We start from the raw sequence: 16851 nt of genomic DNA on the forward strand, positions 1-16851 counted from the left end.
ATCGAAGCGTTCTTCTCAAAGCGGAGGTGAATTCTAACGAGTTAATCTGAAGAGTCAAACACTTTTTTCAAATTATTTCTTTGTAAGATTTTCACCTTACTGATTGAGCTGAAGCCCCGTGGCGTCTGCCGTGTCAGTGGATGCGCATTATAGGGAGTTCCTTTTTTAAGGCAAGCCTAAATTTGCATTTTTTCCATAAAAAACGCCCAACTGAACAGCATTCGCTCAAGGGCGTTTTTACACTCAAATTATTATCAGCTTACGCAGATCTTATGCACATTTTGTTGTGGATAACTACTCATCACTGTCAAAGAAGTAAGAAATTCGCGAACGGGGGTTAAGGTACTCTCGAACCTTATCCGGCAATTTATTAGGTAAAATTGCATTAACTATCTTTATCTCTTTTTCAGCCAAATCGATGATCGGCGCTTGAGTACGTGGAACCGATGGATCGTAAATCAAAACATTTGGGTAAAGGATGTTGCTGGCATTCACTGAAATAACCAACCCAACCATATCGTTAGACAGCTGGACTACGGTACCTGGAGGGTAGATTCCCATGAACTTTATCAATAAGCCTAAGTTCTCGTTGTTATATAGATGCTTGCAGTTCTTATATAAATGAGAAAGTGCGACGTAAGGGATCTTTTGCTCTGTAGGGATGTTGTGATGACACAGGTTGTCATAAGCATTCGCCACCGAAATAATCTGGGTAAATTCGTCGATGTCCGCTTCCTTCAGGCCCGCTGGATACCCTGAACCATCGTTGTGTTCATGATGACGTTCAATCACAGCTTTAGCTGACTCAGGAAACCCCTCTATATTATTCGCTAACTCGAGCCCATATTTTGTGTGAAGTTTTAGGTAGTTCTTCTCGGGTTCAGAAAGTGGCGTCTGTTTACGTACAATTGCGCTAGGAACCTTCACTTTACCCATATCATGGAACAAAGCAGCAAAAGCGATCTGTTTAATTTCATCTGCTTCCATTTTTTTCGCTTTCGCAATCATCATGGAAACCACAGAGACGTTGAGCGAATGGAAGTAGATGTCTTCGAACTCACTCTTACCATTCATAAGATGCAGAGTGACATTGTCGTCACTTAATAGCTTATCAACGATATCATTCACTAAGCTTGTTGCTTCATCGACAGCCTGCTCGGGGCGATTACGAATTTTATTCATGACCGCTCGCATTCGCGATAAAGAGCGCTCAAACTCCTTTTCACAATTAATGACACGTCTTCGATAGGCACTTAGCTTTTCAATTCGGTCTTGCTTTTCTTTCCAGAGTTTTTCCGCTTCTTTATCGATTGCAGCACCATCTATGTCAGTAGCCTCTTCAGAAGAAGAATGGCTCGCTGGCGGCAGTGGTTGTGCATCACTTTGATTTGGATTCATATAGACGTGCTTAATCCCCAGATGGCGGATTAGGCGTATCTGCTCTTCATCTTTGACCTTGAAGCTATTAAACAAAAAAGGGTGTTCATTCCATTTAACAGGTAGACGTATATGTAATCCAGGTTGGATTCGGTCTACAGTAATCTTAATACTTGCCACTTTTTACAGATTTCTTTGCGTTACTAACTCCTTTATAAGTTTAGATGAATCCATAATTGAATTCATCAACTAGAGCTAGTAATGAGAAGCTGGTATCTCGCTGAGTTACCAGCGAATCAGTTGACTAAATTACAGTGGAGCATCCAACGCACGCCAAACTGGTCTTCTACTTTACCAAATCTCGCTCCCCAGAATGTATCAGCCAGAGGCATCATCACATGCCCACCAGTCGAAAGTTTATCAAACAAACGGGCTTGCTCATCCAGATCATCTAGCACCAGGGATAGCGCAACCTTGTTCCCTGTCAGCTCCTTAGCCACCATGCCATCTGAGAGCATTAACTTCATCCCAAACGCTTCGAACTCAGCGTGCATGATCCAATCGGGATCGGCACCTTCGATCACTTGAGGTGCATCTTTAAAGTATTGTTTGCTGACAACCACGCCACCAAAGCACTTATGGTAAAACTCTAATGCCTCTTCACATCGGCCTGCAAAAAATAGATATGGGGTTAAGTTATACATTGCTCATCTCCTTATTCTCTATAAAAGATAGACAACTTTTTGCTAAGGCGATGAAAAACATCAAACTTTAGCTTAGGCTACGCGTTGAGTTACGAATTTTGAGTTGTGGTTCAAACATTACAGGAGCATGTACTTCTTGCTGAGTGATCAGTTTGTTCAATTGCAGCGCCGCCGAGCGAGCCATTTCACTAATAGGGAAATGTACCGCGGTTACTGTCGGGTACAAATCTGCGCAGCGTTCAATACTGTCAAAGCTAACAATCGAGATATGATTTGGCACCTCAATGCCTGACTCATGCAGAAACTGCAATGCCCCAACCGTCATCTCTTCACTGCAAGAGAAGATGGCACTAATACCAGAGTTATTGCTCACTAATCGCTTAGCCGCTTCGTAACCACTCTGACGACCATAGTCCCCTTCAGCAATCCAATTATCTCTAACTAGAATCCCCGCATCCTCCATCGCATTCAAATAGCCTTGCTTTCGAAGCAAGCTGTTATGACGATGAGCTGGCCCCGCTATGCACGCAATGTTGTGGTGTCCATTATCCAACAGATGCTGTACGGCGATATAACTGGCTTTGGTGTGATTAAAGGTAATACATCGCTGAGCTAAGCTTTCGACGTGCCGATCCAACAGAACGAATGGTGTGGGTGCTTCAGCCAAGGTTTGCAACTCTTGGTCTGACATATAGCGACTGTGTAAAACGTAACCTTCACAGCGAAGGTCATTAAAACGCTGTACTGCCTCTTTTTCGCCATCAGATGAGTGATGGCCTTGGGCTGTGATCAAGAACTTCTTATGTAGATCCAGTTCACTTTGTACCTGATCCATCATCGCGCCGAAAAAGCCACCGGTATAGTAAGTCACGAGTAGACCGACCATGTTGCTTGATGAGGTAGCCAAAGACCGCGCAATGGCGCTCGGCCTGTAATTGAGGGCTTTCATTGCCTCTTCAACCTTGCGTTTTGTTTCCTCTTTAAACTTACCTTCGCCGTTTATAATTCGCGACACCGTTGAACGGTTCACACCCGCCAACTCGGCGACATCTTTAATCCTTGCCATACTTTCCTGAACTTCTTGAGCTAATAAAGAGACTGCCAGAACATAAGGATATGACTAGGGGGTATTCTGGCAGTCAGAAAATATCCTACATGGCGTTATTCGTGCTGAATAGATAAAGCCGAATAATCCGTGACTTGGATAGAGCGCTTGGCTAAATTCAGCGCCAAGAGAGGATTGGTCAATACCTGCAACTCTTTTTCACGCTGCTGGCTGTATCCACTAACAGAACGCAGAGCCTGATCGACATTCGCAGGATGACACATAACCTCCGCTACATCGTACTGTCGGCTCAATTCTGTCAGATGTTCAACGAGAAAATCGAGCTTAACATTTTGATCATAAAACTGGTCGCTAAACGTGTAGTTCAGGTGAGCGACCTTCTGGCCACGTAAAGGAATACCGTATTGACGGGCAACGTCTTGGACAATGGGCAGTAATGCCTTATGAGTGTGCGCGTGGTGATGGCTGTCTATATGACTTAAAGTCAATCCAGACTTGAGAAATGCTTCTACCTGCGCCACACATTCAGTATAAACGGCAGTAGAGTCAAAACCTTGCTGTGCCCAAAACGCTTGATAACTGAGAAACTTCCCATCAGTGTCACAAAGAGTTTCACCTCGTGTGAGAGGGCGACCTAAGGTAAACCTTAAGTGTAGCCCGACTTGTAACGTCGGCAGTTGTTTCGCCAAAGCGATCGCATGATCTTCAGCAGGAGCGCCTACCAACATGGTTGTCGATTTCACAACACCATTCAGATGTGACTGGATGATGCCGTCATTAACTCCGGGTGTTAATCCAAAATCATCAGCATTAAAAATGACTTTCATCGCTTTGGCTAATCCTTATAGATGGGTCAAGGTAAACTGTGGTAAATACGGCTGGTTAAGTAACAACATTTCATCAAGGATAGCTTTAGCACGACTGATATCAGGAACCAATGGGTTACTGCTCATCGCGATAAGAGCATCATCATAACTACCGTGCACTGCTGCCTCTATCGCCAACTGTTCATAAGCTTTAACTTGTTTGAGTAAACCGTAGATTCGTGGAGAGAGTTTCCCCACAGCTAAAGGTTTTGCCCCCCAGCTCCCAACCACCGCCGTACACTCAATCACAGCATCATGCGCCAGATCGGCAATGGCACCATTATTCGCCACATTGACCACATGCAATGAGTTACGGTTGTTGTAAATCGCATCGACTAAGTTTAGAGACGCATCGGAATAATAAGCTCCACCTCGCTCTTCCAGTTGAACTGGTTTATGATCCAAAGAAGGCTGCTGATACAGTTCAAAGAGCTCAGCTTCGGTCTGCATGACTTGCTCCGCTCGTGTTCCTTGTTTTTCAGCGCTCTGCTTTTCTTCAGCTAGCATCGCATCCGTTTGATAAAAATACCGATGATAGGGACAAGGGATCGCTTGTAACGCTTTTAAGAAACTTGGATCCCATGGTTCTTCCCAAATATTCTTCATGCTGAAATTAGCACCATCACCGACTTTTTCGAGTACTTTGGCCGTGACATTTTCCCCAGCAAGCCAAACCTTATGCACCCAAACGAGATGGTTCAAACCGGCAAACTCTAACTGGAGATCTTTGGGCTCGCATTCCATCATCTCAGCGATCATCATTTCCATCGAGACCGGAACATTACACAAACCAATGTTTTTCACCTGAGTGTATTTATTCACCGCCTCACTAACCAAACCTGCTGGGTTAGTAAAGTTAAGCATCCATGCGTTTGGTGATAACTCTTCAATATCGCGGCAAATGTCCAATATGACTGGAATCGTGCGCATCGCCTTTGCAAAACCACCAGGCCCGGTCGTTTCTTGGCCAATGACATCATATTTAAGAGGAATTTTTTCATCACTCGCCCGCGCCGCTAATCCGCCGACACGAAATTGAGTCATCACAAAGTCGGCGTCTTTGATCGCACTACGTCGATCAAAGTCTGCTTTAACTTCAATGTCTGCCCCTACTTTATCGATCATGCGCTTGGCTAAGCTCGCAATGATGTCTAATTTTTCTCGCCCCTGTTCAATATCAACAAAATGAATTTGCTTGACTGGCAAAGTATCTAAACGATTGAGAACTCCCTCGACCAGCTCTGGTGTGTAACTACTTCCTCCGCCGATAATGGCGAGTTTAATTGCTCCTCTAGCCATATTCCCTACCTCGCAAGCTGTTTGTGAAGCGCAACCATTTCCACGGCTAACTCATGCGCCAAAATTGTTGTCATCAAATGATCCTGAGCATGAACCATCACCAAGGTCATGGCGATTTTCCCTTCTCCTTGGTCATGTTCAATAAGCTGAGTTTGGGTCAAGTGCGCCTTGTTCAGGCACTCTTTTGCCAAAGTCAGTTGCTGTTCAGCCTGCTCAAATTGCTGCTCTCTCGATAAACGCAGTGCTTCAAAGCATAAACTCCGCGCCTCACCCGCATTGCAGATAATTTCCATGACCACCATTTCTTGTTCCATAACGACTTCCTTTCTTGGGCTGCCCATAGCAGCCCGAACATTACATTATGCAGGGACACCAGAGTTGGGCGCTGCTTGAGGTTGAGTTTGTTCTGCCTTGCTGGGTTGCTCTTGCTCCATCACCTGCTTTTCAAACATCTTAAAGAAAGGTAAGTAAATGAAGAGATCGAGTATTAGTAGACCAATAACAAGCAACACTGGCGACAACGTCCAGCCGCTACCCCATGAGGCACCAATAATGGCCGGTGTCGTCCAAGGAGTTGTTGCAACCCCCATCCCCACAAAGCCTAACTGGACAGCAAAATAAGCAATTGTTGCGTTAATGATTGGGGCGAATACGAACGGAATGAACAATATCGGGTTCATCACTATCGGGCTGCCGAAAATAACCGGCTCATTGATTTGGAAGAAGCCAGGTACAGCACTCATGCGACCAATACTTTTAAGATGCGCGGAGCGGCTAAAAGACATCAACATCACCAGTGCCAATGTCGCCCCCGAGCCACCAATGAAGATGTAGAAATCCCAAAATGGTTGTGTGAATACGTTTGGTACCGGCTCACCTGCCACAAACGCATCAATATTGGCGCTGATGTTGGTAAGGAAAATTGGCGATAACAAGCCGACAACAATCGCCGCACCGTGAATACCGGCAAACCAAAGCAGTTGACACAACAGCAGAGCGCCGATGATGGCAGGCAGAGTATTCGACGCACTGATCAACGGCTTAAACATCGCCATTACGGCATCGGGAATGAGCATGCCAAATTGAGATTGAACGAACAAACTAAGCGGATACAGCGTAATAAAGATCGCCAACACAGGCAGTAATACTTCAAACGAGCGAGCTATCGCGGGAGGAACCTGCTCAGGCATACGAATGGTGATATTGTGCTTTTTCATAAATCGATACAGCTCGACGGAGAAAAAAGCACACATTACCGCAGTAAAAATTCCGGTGCCTCCCATATGGGACATTGCTAGAGCACCATCTTTTGCTGGAGCCGCAACCAATAAAAAACTCATCAAAGACAAGACAGCACTGGTAATGCCATCCATCTTGTAAGCTTTAGCTAAGCTATACGCGACTCCCAAAGAAACAAAAATAGTCATGATGCCCATCGACATATTGAATGGCATCATAATGGTATCAAAATTGGTGCTTGCGAAGTCTAGCCACGCGCGACCGAAAGCGTTTGTTGTGTCTTCACCAAAGGGAGGAAAAGCAAAAATCAAAATAAAGCTCCCTACAATGATGAACGGCATCGCAACGATGAACCCATCTCGCATTGCTCTAACATGAGGTTGGTTGCCGACTTTGGCAGCTAACGGTGCTATATGTTTTTCCACGATTCCTATAATCGCATCATAAAGCTTCATAGATTCCATCCTTATTTTTAGATAAAAGAATCCCTACGCAATAATTTTGCGCATATTCTTTTATTGATAAGTTAATTTTTAAATTAGATTAATTCGAGAGCTTGCTGTAATACTTCGTCACCCTTCATCATTCCATAAGCCTGTGGAGATATAGCGGCAATGTTTTTGCCATGCTCCTCAGCCGTTTTGCGTAACTCTTCGAGTTGAAAGCGAACTTGAGGGCCAAGCAGACACACATCATACTCTTTGATCGCTTCATCAAACGCATTGACTGACATTGCATCAATCTTACAATCAATTCCTTTCAATTCAGCAGCTTGCTCCATCTTTCTTACCAACATACTGGTCGACATCCCAGCACTACAACATAAGAGAATTTTTTTCATCGCCTTGCTCCTTGTGTTTAAATTTTAAACTAACGCAACTGTAGCAAAAACAACCAACACAAAAAAGCGCAACCGGTTGCGTTGTGCGTGAACGAAATCTCATTTTAATAAAGAAAGTCGAACAATCTTTATATTTAACCTTCATAGATAAATAATTAAAACTTACCTACTAAATTTAATTTAGACTCAATTTCCGAGTTAGCTTTCTATTTATTTAACTAGTGAAGAGCTTGATATTTACGCGCCATATCTTGGTTGAGGAGGGCCTGTGAGCAGTGAGAAATGCGTTACCTTTAGGCTGTACATGCAGAGAAACCGCAAGCAACAACATGAAAACGGTAAGAATTATCATTTCTATTTGCATATGTATGTAACGACTTGTAATATCGCCGTCCATTCATCAGCCTTAGAAATATAATAATGAAATACCATCCATATACAGCATTACTGACTGTAGCCGTACTCGCTGGGTGTAACTCTGGCAGTAACTCAGAAGATGAACAGACTCAAGCTGCTGCTCGCTTTGTTAAGCTCAATCACGAAGGCACTCCGTTAACCGATGAAGAACAACTCATGACTAAGCAGAACAGCGACTGGTCGTGCGTAATTGATTCCTCTTCAAATTTGACCTGGCAAGTCGCTCAAGCCAATGGTGACTTTGCATTCGACTCTACGTATTACTGGGCTGATCGCCAAATCAACAACCGCGAGTTTGCCCAAGCCAGTTGCAATCTAGATGGCGACTGCAATACCGACAATTTGGTAAACGTGGCGAATCAGCAACAACTTTGTGGTCACACCGACTGGCGGCTTCCTACACGTAATGAGTGGAAAACCATACTCGATGCTCAAAAATTTGATGCCGACAAACGCCAATCACCAATCGACAGCTTCTTCTTTCCTTACATGGAAGCCAACTTTGATGAAGCATACTGGACGGCAACTTTCACTCAATACCCAGATGGACATGATATCAACCCGGTAGAGGGGGATTGGCAAGGCTCAAACGCAACCGTAGGTAGCGCTTACGTAATGTGGATGGCTGACGATTTCGCTTATGAACGCATGCCTCCTCGTTCTACCAACGAGCCACGCTTATCGTTACTGGTTCGTGGTAACACGATTGCGGATGAACTTGACGATACGATTGCCGAGATCACGGTCGAAATGAAGCCCGAGATCAATGCTGAAGGCAATGAAGATGCAACGTGGCAACAACGTTTTGTTAAGCGGGGCGAACATGGTCAACCATTGCGCGACCAAAACGCTGAACAGTGGCATTGCACCCAAGATAATCACTATTCGAGTGCACTGCCGAACACAGATATCTTATGGCAAAGAGTTAGCCAAGATAGTGCGCTTATGAGTTTTAGCCAAGCCGAGGCGTATGTAGCAGAAATCAATCAGTTGACTCTATGTGGACGAAACGACTGGCGACTACCTACCGAAACTGAACTGAAATCTCTTTACATTGATGCCTTTGCTTTCAATATGGAAGGTTTCTCATATCGCGCTGGTTATAGCCAATCTATTTTCAACGATACTCTTGTTGCAGAAAACAGTTATTACTGGACCCAAACCGAAGATCTCTACGACCCGGAAAACGAAAGTATCGCTGTCGCCTTCCAGGATGAATGGTCTGAGAGTAGCGGCAGACCTCATACCGAAACCCATCGTGTTCGACTTATCTCTACTTCTCGCGCTCAATAATGAAAAAAATAACATCTAAATACGGCGCTGCACTGGTTGCAGCGTCTTTGCTTATATCTGGTTGCAATGGCTCAGGTTCCTCTTCACAAGCAGATGAACCAACCAAGCCTGTCACTCTCAACACCCAGCCCCGAGCTGAGGTGCACTTAAGTGAATCCTTTGAACATCGTTATTCGCTTGCCGAGCAACAAACCATTCGGATTGTCGAACCACCCAAATATGGCCGACTCTACATTCACGACTCAACCATTCAATATGTGGCTTCAGATAGCGTCATCGGCACCGATCAATTTCGTATCGAGATTAATGGCACTAACGACCAAACGATCATTCACTGGATGTTGCGTGTGGACGACACACCACCGAGGTTTACTCAACAATCACTGCAAGATGCCAAACAGCAGTCGGCTTGGTACTGCATTGATGATGCAACGACTCATCAAGGTGTACGCTGGGTCGCTCCAATCCAACCTCAGCAACAAACATTCGGTTGGCAAGATTGGGATGCAAACCTACCAGCGTTTGAAGCGCGATGTTTTCTTGGCCAAGGCAACTGCAATACCGAACATCTGATCGACTACGCCAATAGCCAGCAATGGTGTGGTCGTTCAGACTGGCGACTTCCTTTTGATTATGAGCTAAAAAATCTCACCAGCAGTCAGGATTTCGCACTCGATAGAAGTCAAGCAGCCATCGACCCTTATTTTTTTCCATACACAGGATTCGAGTACTACTGGCTAGCATCTGATGCCAGTGATGTTCAGCAAGACAACCTAGGACACAGATATAGCTTTGGTGCGCAACACCTACAAGTTTCTAGTCAAAACAAACGTAAGCCAGCATCAGCGATGCTGGTGAGTGGTGCTTACCGAGATCCTAGCCTACCGAGCGAACAGCTGAGCCCGCAATCAGAACAAACCAGCTTTATTCGCCTTGATGTTAATGGACAACCACTGCCAAAAGATAAGCAAGCGGATCATTATCTTGCTAGCCCTTGGCGCTGTCTTGATGACATGCGTGGTTTAGTAAGAGATAACCTTTTTTTACGCGATGGGCGCTTCTCCTATGTCTACTGGCTGACTCCCAATAGCAACGATGTTAGCGCAACAAGTAACACCTTCAGCCTACAAAACAATGGTATGCCGTGTACTCAGGATCAATGCCAATTACAGGCAATGCTTAATCAGATAAACACTAGCGCGCAATGTGGCCGCAGCGATTGGCGAATACCAACCATTGAAGAGCTCTCGACATTGCTTCACCAGCAAGTCGACGGGGGCGACTATCAACTGCTTTACCAAGATTCATTGAATAAACCACAAGCGGGACACTATTGGGTAGCCACTGACAACGGCTACGGCTTGATCGAACTGCCAAATACATCGTCTCTCACTGCAAAGACAGCAATAGAAGGTCAACAAGCAAGAGCGTTGTTAGTGGCAACTGAATTTGAAAATAGAGCCAGTGAAGACCCTCGTTCTATCGGCAATCATAGCCGACCAAACATGCGTCTACTTCGTCAGGCTTATGCGAGTACGCCAGATAGCTGGCCTGCGCCTTTTGTCGACGATACCGCTAATTACCAAGAGCTTGGACTCATGCCTTCGCCGGAGTTTCCAGCGCACAACCCCTACCAAGAAGATAAAGTGGCACTGGGCCGAGATCTGTTTTTTGATCCGTTTTTGTCAAGAGCACAAGATGTTTCTTGCGCCAGTTGTCATGATCCCCGCAAAGGTTGGACGGATAACTCAGAAGTATCTATTGGTCATGATCGTCAAAGAGGCAAACGCAACGCTCCCACGATCGTGAATAGCGCTTTCTTACCACAACTGTTTTGGGATGGACGAGCGACCGATCTTGAACAACAAGCACTCATGCCAATCCAAGATCCTCTTGAGATGGCTGAAACCCTGCCTAATTTGATGGCACGCTTGAATACACACCCAAGCTACCCACAACGTTTTAAAGCGGTATTTCACCAAGAGACGATTACGCAAGAACAGTTGTCTATGGCACTGGCGACGTTTCAACGTACCATTGTCAGCAACAAGAGTCGCTTAGATACCTTTATCGAACAAGCTGCGACAGGCAATACGGAAAGCTTAACGGATCAAGAGCTATGGGGGCTGGACATTTATCGTCGCAATGGTCGTTGTGTCAACTGTCATATGGGGCCGGAGCTCACCAACCACGGCTTTGAGAATGTCGGCTTAACTTACTACAAAGCCTTCTATGAAGATCTTGGACAATATAATGTTGACGGCCAAAGTGAGAGCGTCGGTAAGTTTAAGACACCTTCATTAAGAGATGTCATGAACACCGGTCCATGGTTCCACAACGGCTTAGTTCACACCATGGATGGCGTAGTTTCAATGTATTCCGAGGGGATGGCGAGTAACGCTCCATTCGGCTGGGATAAATACGACCCTAATTACCCTAAGCTGTCTGACAAGATTCGACCGCTCAACCTGACTTTTGAAGAAGCAGAAGCGCTAAAATCTTTTATGCAAGTCATCACCGCATCGAGCCCACAACAGTCTGCGACCCAATCGCAACTTGGACAATAATGTAAAAAGCCCAGCATTACTGCTGGGCTTTACGATCGTACTCTTATTATTTAGTAATAAAGATTTGCTCTGTCTCTAAAGAAGTCATATTGCGGATCTGACGCCATACATAGTAAAAAATGCCGACCATCATCAATAGACTAGGAATCGCGATAATTGGGTAACTGTATAGCGTCAATTTGCCCAGCTCTTCATTAAAGGCTGCGGTGCCCGCTGGGCTGGTGACAATCCATGTTGCCAAAAAGTAGTTCATCGCAGAAGAAAACGCAAAAGTGCTAGCAAATAAGTAATTAGACGTCATCAGACAACGCTCTACCCCACCAGGGTTACCAGCTTGCTTGAGCCGTTCTTCAATCAATGGCATGTTGAGCAGCGACGGCGTAAAAATCACTTTTTGCATAAATGGGTAACGAGTAAACGTAGAACCCAGTACCGCGATGCCGATTAAACCTGGAATCAATGCTTCTTTCAGGGCTAACCAGCGAGTATCAAGCTCCAACAAGCCAATACCACCAGTAAGCAATACGCTGACAAATCCTAGCGCTGCGATAAAGTTAAACTTCTTGTTGCGAATAAGCTCCATACCACCGTAGGCGATAGGAAATGATAACGCGACAATCAACGCTAAGCCTGTCCCTAGATGTTCTTCTCCACTGAATTTCATCAATATGAATGAAGGAAGAAAAACGTTAAAAAGAATCTCGAACAAGGGGTTCGACTTTTTGTTTTCCGTGTTAGTCATAATTTCTCTGCTTATTACACTGGCTATATTGCTTCACAGGGATTGTTCCTTGCTGGGTAACAGAAGTAAAGCCCTGACGGGTCAGGCAGTGTAACGACATGTGACATCGATCGGTAGTTAGCACCTTAACAGTCGAGATCACAAAACCTGCTCAGACCTATCTTCTAAGTTTACCAACAAAAAGAGGAAACTTGATCCAAGTTTCCTCTTTCGGGCTAATAACAAAATTACTGCAACTTAAACTGTTTCACAATCTCAGACAGTTTTTGGTTGTTGTTTGCCAACTCCATCGTACCTTCCAAAGCTTGAGAGCCGTTGGCCGTTAATTCTTCTACCATGGTTTGAATGGTTGTCATGTTACGACTCACCTCATCAGTGACAGCACTTTGTTGACTCGCAGCGGTTGCTATCTCTAGCCCTAAATCATTGATTCGGGCAATCGACCCCACCATCACATCTAAACTACCATTAACATTTTCTGTCGCCTGAGCGGTTTCTTGGCAGCGTTGTTTAGTGTCATCCATCGCTTTAACAACGCTCTTAGTACCTTCATTCAGGTTGGCCAGCATATTATTAATCTCTGTCGTGCTTTGCTGAGTTCTCGCAGCCAACGCACGGACTTCATCTGCTACAACGGCAAATCCACGTCCTTGCTCTCCAGCACGCGCCGCTTCAATCGCTGCATTCAGTGCCAACAAATTAGTTTGATCAGCGATCTCACCAATGACTGTCAGCACTGAGCCGATTTTTTGTGAGTCTTCATTCATGGCTTGAATGCTGGTTGCCATTGCTTCAACTTCAACGACTAAGTCAGCGACACTGCGAACAGAGCTGTCAACCACACGCTTAGATTGCACCGCTTCATCATTGGTTGTTTTAGTGAACTCGGCCGTTTTGGATGCACTTTCCGCCACACTATCAGCGGTTGAGCTCATCTCAGTCATCGCGGTCACTACCTGTGTCGTTTCCATCGCATGTGCAGACAACACGCCTTCATTACTTTGCGTTTGGGCTTTAAGCAACTCGATGTTGTCTGAAATCTGATTCGAAGCCTGAGCAACATCCAGCATCATGGTTTGTAAATTACCGATAAAGGTATTCACCGCTTGGGCGATCTGGCCAAGATCATCTTCCGAATTCACTTCTAAACGACGGGTCAAATCACCATTACCTTGGGAAAGATCGACGATAGTGCTTTTCAGCGCCAAAATAGGACGATAAGCAAAAGTTAGGATCACAAAGAAGATGACAAAGGAAAGCGCTAGCAAGGTAATGGCGGAGATCAACGCGGACTCCAACGCTTGATCCATTTCCGCGTAAGCAACGGATTTATCCACCCCTACTAATAAGTGCCAACTGATTGAATCATCAAGCGGAATAGACTTGTAGAACGCAACCTTTTCAACCCCGCCTAGGCTGTAATCCATCATCCCAGAAGCTTGATTCAATAGAGCATCAGTCAGCGGTTTCAGATCGTTAAAGTCATACAGTTTGGTTTCACCCGGGACGTCCACTTCACCGTTTGACGCTATCGTTAAACTTGTTAGATCGTACAAGCCCATCATGGCACCAGGGAATGGTGCTTTTCTTACCAGCTCATCAAGCAAGTTAAGCTCTATGTCAGCCAGCAGCACCCCTTTGAGTTGACCTTGAGCATAGAAAGGCTCTGCAATGCTCACCATTAAGCTTTTTGTTAAGGCGTCACTGTAGATATCGGTAATAATCGTGCCACGTTTATTGACCGCAAGTTTGTACCAGTCCCTTGTACGCGGATCGTATTGGTTTAAATCACGTTTACCACTGTTGTTGCCATAAGAGCGGCCATCTTCAAAGCCAACTAAAATATCGGACGCTGGTGAAGTATTCGCGATCTGGCGGATCATCAACAAAATTTGCTCATCACTGCGCTGTGGAGCAAAATCTGGCGCGTTAGCAACCAATCCAGATTTGATCGTTTCCAACCAGGTTGAGATCGTATCACTGGTGGTTTCGATTTTGAGCATCGAATACTCATTGATCCGCTCTTCAATCGAAGAGGAAAGTTGCTTATACGAAAGGAAACTAGATACCGTGAGTGAGAGTGTGATTAAGAGAATGACTACGGTAACAATCCTTCCCTTAAAACTGTTCAATACATTCATTCTTTTACAACCATTTTATAAAACCGAACAAATGTACCACTACTGGGATGCAACTTAACTTCATTACATTCAAGTTACAACATTGATCACAATATTATCAATAAGATAGCTAAATGGTCCCACAGCAAGAAAGCAGCCTAAGGACGACTTGGCCTGAACGCAGAAATCCCCCATGAAACTTATATAACCCCACACGGGTTAGTACTCGCTATGCAACGCTAACAACAAAGCATGATAGTGGTCTGTTTTGCGAAAATCTCGCGCTGCAAATCTGGCGGCAAACTCAGAGATATGTTCCCCGTCGAAGGAATAAGGGTATTTTTTTCCTTGATAGAAAAAGTCGTGGCCTTTAATCAAATCATCTTTATGTATAAATCTAAAGTTAGCTGTGCCTTTAAAATGCTCGATTAGTTGCTGCTCTTTGACATCCGCATATTCAATACTTTCGTTTCTCAATGAAAAATCAGGCACAAAGTTATAGCGGCCTAGCTCTGATGATAAAAAGGCTTTACCGATGTTTTCTTGATATAGATTAGGGCTGGGTAAATAGAAAACTATCGTGCCTTTATCAATAACGTTTTCTATCCAATGAATGACTTCTGATGTCGAGTCTCGATGATCAACAAAGTGCTCCCCCCAATGACGAGAAATAAATACAACATCATAGTTTTCAATATTTTCGCTTACAAACCTTCTATCCATTAAACACTGTTTATAACCGATATGAGTGTCCTGATGATGGAAGCCTTCTCCCAGTGATGGATAGCAAGAGTTGGTTGTAATGGAATGTATAGACATCGACATGTCAGCGAAGATTTGGTCTAACATTGGCTCATATTGACCAGCAAATGAATCTCCAAACAGTAAGGCTCTACTTGGTTTAGAGCGGTCACCAAGATAACAGTCTAAAAAAGACGTATCGCTTTTATTCACACCCGGAGAGCCAAAGCAGTATCCTGTTCTGTAGTCAGCCATTTGGTTGACAGGAGGAAGCGATTTGATCAGCCCCCTGTAGTAAAGGAAAACGACACTAGAAACGATCCCTACCGTCAGAGTTACTAGAACGGGTTTGCTGACAATAACATGAGCGAAATTTGGGTACTCGTTCTTGAGGCTTATACTTTCTATGTATCGGTAACTTAAGAAACCCAGCACTATCGACAGTACAATGCCTAAATAAACAAAACCCTCTCCTAAAGATAAATGGTGTATGGCCACCACAATAGGCCAATGCCAAAGATAGATAGAATAAGACCACTTACCTAACAACTGAAATATCATGTTGCCCGTAACAATGCTATGTTCCCTGTGAGATTGGATAACTAAAACCGTCCCCAGTGTAGGCAATATCGCCAGATACCCCGGCCACGAGTTTTCTTTGGAAATAAGCAAAAAGCTGAGCACAATGAATCCGACTCCAGATAACTCCATCGCTTTACTTGCCTTTTCTCCTACTCGTACAGGATAAAGATACGCTAAACCACCCAACATCATCTCCCAAGCTCTAGTGGGTAGTAAATAATAGGCAGGGTTAGGCCATTTATCCGTGACATAAACACAGAGAAGAAACCCAAATAGCGTTAAAGAGAGAATGGTCAATTTCATTGTTGCCACTGACATAAAACGTTTCATGACAATAAGAATCAGTGGGTAAATTATGTAGAATTGCCATTCTGTAGATAGAGACCAAGTATGCAGAAGCCACTTTTCATACGATATAGAGTCAAAATATCCAGACTCTTTCCAATAAATTAAGTTGGATATAAAACCCAGACTGCTCGCGACATGTTTTGCTAACGCTTGGAAGTCTAATGGTGCAAAAAAGATCGCACCAAGCAGTAACAAAATGGCGCAGAGGGCTGTCAATGCCGGGATAATTCGGCTTGCTCGCGCGACGTAAAATTTGGAGATTGAGAAGTTTCCATGTTCAAGCCCTGTAAATATTATCCCTGTCATTAGAAAACCAGAAATAACAAAGAACACATCGACTCCAACAAAACCACCAGGCATCCAACTTGGATTGAAGTGGAATAACATCACAGCTAATACCGCAATCGCTCTTAAACCACTTATGTCTTTTCGAAACGTCACAAGCCTATACCTGATTAATAAAACACTCAGTCAAAATGAATCTGGGAGGAAAGTAAGGTTATCCTAATTAGCCTACAGTGAGAATAATGAGGAAGCGCCCTAGTGTTTTATAAATGATACTGAGAGCAAACATATCGGCAGTGAAGTTTTCTGATTAGATTGCGCAGGGGCGGCACTTGCAGGCCACCGTATTGGTGAGTCGTAATGC

The 16851-nt window shown here is 44.5% G+C and carries 13 protein-coding genes; 2 read left to right on the top strand and 11 right to left on the bottom strand.

Annotation, left to right across the window (positions count from 1 at the left end):
• Positions 1–294 precede the first annotated feature (294 nt).
• The 8 genes from RH45_RS22520 to RH45_RS22555 all read right to left on the bottom strand — a co-directional run bounded on the left by RH45_RS22520 (position 295) and on the right by RH45_RS22555 (position 7392).
• Positions 295–1557 carry an HD-GYP domain-containing protein gene (locus tag RH45_RS22520; RefSeq protein ID WP_008081826.1) on the bottom strand — a complete coding sequence of 421 codons (1263 nt, stop codon included), beginning with the start codon at positions 1555–1557 and terminating at the stop codon, positions 295–297.
• Between the two features lie 116 nt (positions 1558–1673).
• Positions 1674–2081, bottom strand: a complete 408-nt coding sequence (locus RH45_RS22525) for a VOC family protein (RefSeq protein ID WP_008081829.1) — start codon at positions 2079–2081, stop codon at positions 1674–1676.
• A 67-nt stretch (positions 2082–2148) separates the two neighbouring features.
• Positions 2149–3147, bottom strand: coding sequence for a LacI family DNA-binding transcriptional regulator (locus RH45_RS22530; RefSeq protein WP_008081838.1), 999 nt, complete (start codon positions 3145–3147; stop codon positions 2149–2151).
• A gap of 95 nt (positions 3148–3242) precedes the next feature.
• Positions 3243–3974: a chitin disaccharide deacetylase gene (gene chbG / locus RH45_RS22535; protein ID WP_008081839.1), complete on the bottom strand. Its 732-nt coding sequence runs from the start codon at positions 3972–3974 to the stop codon at positions 3243–3245.
• 15 nt (positions 3975–3989) lie between these two features.
• A complete protein-coding gene (locus tag RH45_RS22540; protein WP_008081840.1) occupies positions 3990–5312 on the bottom strand; it encodes a 6-phospho-beta-glucosidase in 1323 nt (440 codons plus the stop codon).
• A 5-nt stretch (positions 5313–5317) separates the two neighbouring features.
• The gene (locus RH45_RS22545) at positions 5318–5626 is read right to left on the bottom strand and encodes a PTS lactose/cellobiose transporter subunit IIA (protein ID WP_008081841.1); all 309 of its coding nucleotides are present in this window, start codon (positions 5624–5626) and stop codon (positions 5318–5320) included.
• 45 nt (positions 5627–5671) lie between these two features.
• Positions 5672–7006 carry a PTS sugar transporter subunit IIC gene (locus RH45_RS22550; protein ID WP_008081843.1) on the bottom strand — a complete coding sequence of 445 codons (1335 nt, stop codon included), beginning with the start codon at positions 7004–7006 and terminating at the stop codon, positions 5672–5674.
• An 83-nt stretch (positions 7007–7089) separates the two neighbouring features.
• Positions 7090–7392 (bottom strand): PTS sugar transporter subunit IIB, encoded by a 303-nt coding sequence (locus tag RH45_RS22555; RefSeq protein WP_008081845.1) that lies wholly within the window; start codon positions 7390–7392, stop codon positions 7090–7092.
• Between the two features lie 420 nt (positions 7393–7812).
• Here RH45_RS22555 and RH45_RS22565 point away from each other — a divergent pair, with 420 nt between their 5' ends.
• Positions 7813–9102: an Lcl domain-containing protein gene (locus RH45_RS22565; protein WP_008081859.1), complete on the top strand. Its 1290-nt coding sequence runs from the start codon at positions 7813–7815 to the stop codon at positions 9100–9102.
• On the top strand, positions 9102–11669 hold the full coding sequence (locus RH45_RS22570) for a cytochrome c peroxidase (protein ID WP_008081863.1): 2568 nt from the start codon (positions 9102–9104) through the stop codon (positions 11667–11669). Before RH45_RS22565 ends, RH45_RS22570 begins: the two co-directional genes overlap by 1 nt.
• Positions 11670–11715: 46 nt before the next feature.
• Here the strand turns inward: RH45_RS22570 and RH45_RS22575 are convergent, their stop codons facing one another.
• From RH45_RS22575 to RH45_RS22740, 3 genes are all read right to left on the bottom strand, one after another.
• On the bottom strand, positions 11716–12411 hold the full coding sequence (locus tag RH45_RS22575) for a VC0807 family protein (protein ID WP_008081865.1): 696 nt from the start codon (positions 12409–12411) through the stop codon (positions 11716–11718).
• 227 nt (positions 12412–12638) lie between these two features.
• Positions 12639–14552, bottom strand: coding sequence for a methyl-accepting chemotaxis protein (locus RH45_RS22580; RefSeq protein ID WP_039959139.1), 1914 nt, complete (start codon positions 14550–14552; stop codon positions 12639–12641).
• A gap of 198 nt (positions 14553–14750) precedes the next feature.
• Positions 14751–16643 carry an acyltransferase family protein gene (locus tag RH45_RS22740; protein ID WP_008081869.1) on the bottom strand — a complete coding sequence of 631 codons (1893 nt, stop codon included), beginning with the start codon at positions 16641–16643 and terminating at the stop codon, positions 14751–14753.
• Positions 16644–16851: the final 208 nt, after the last annotated feature.

Origin of the sequence: Vibrio sinaloensis DSM 21326 (genome assembly GCF_000189275.1) — a bacterium.
In the GTDB taxonomy this organism is placed as follows: Bacteria; Pseudomonadota; Gammaproteobacteria; order Enterobacterales; family Vibrionaceae; genus Vibrio; species Vibrio sinaloensis.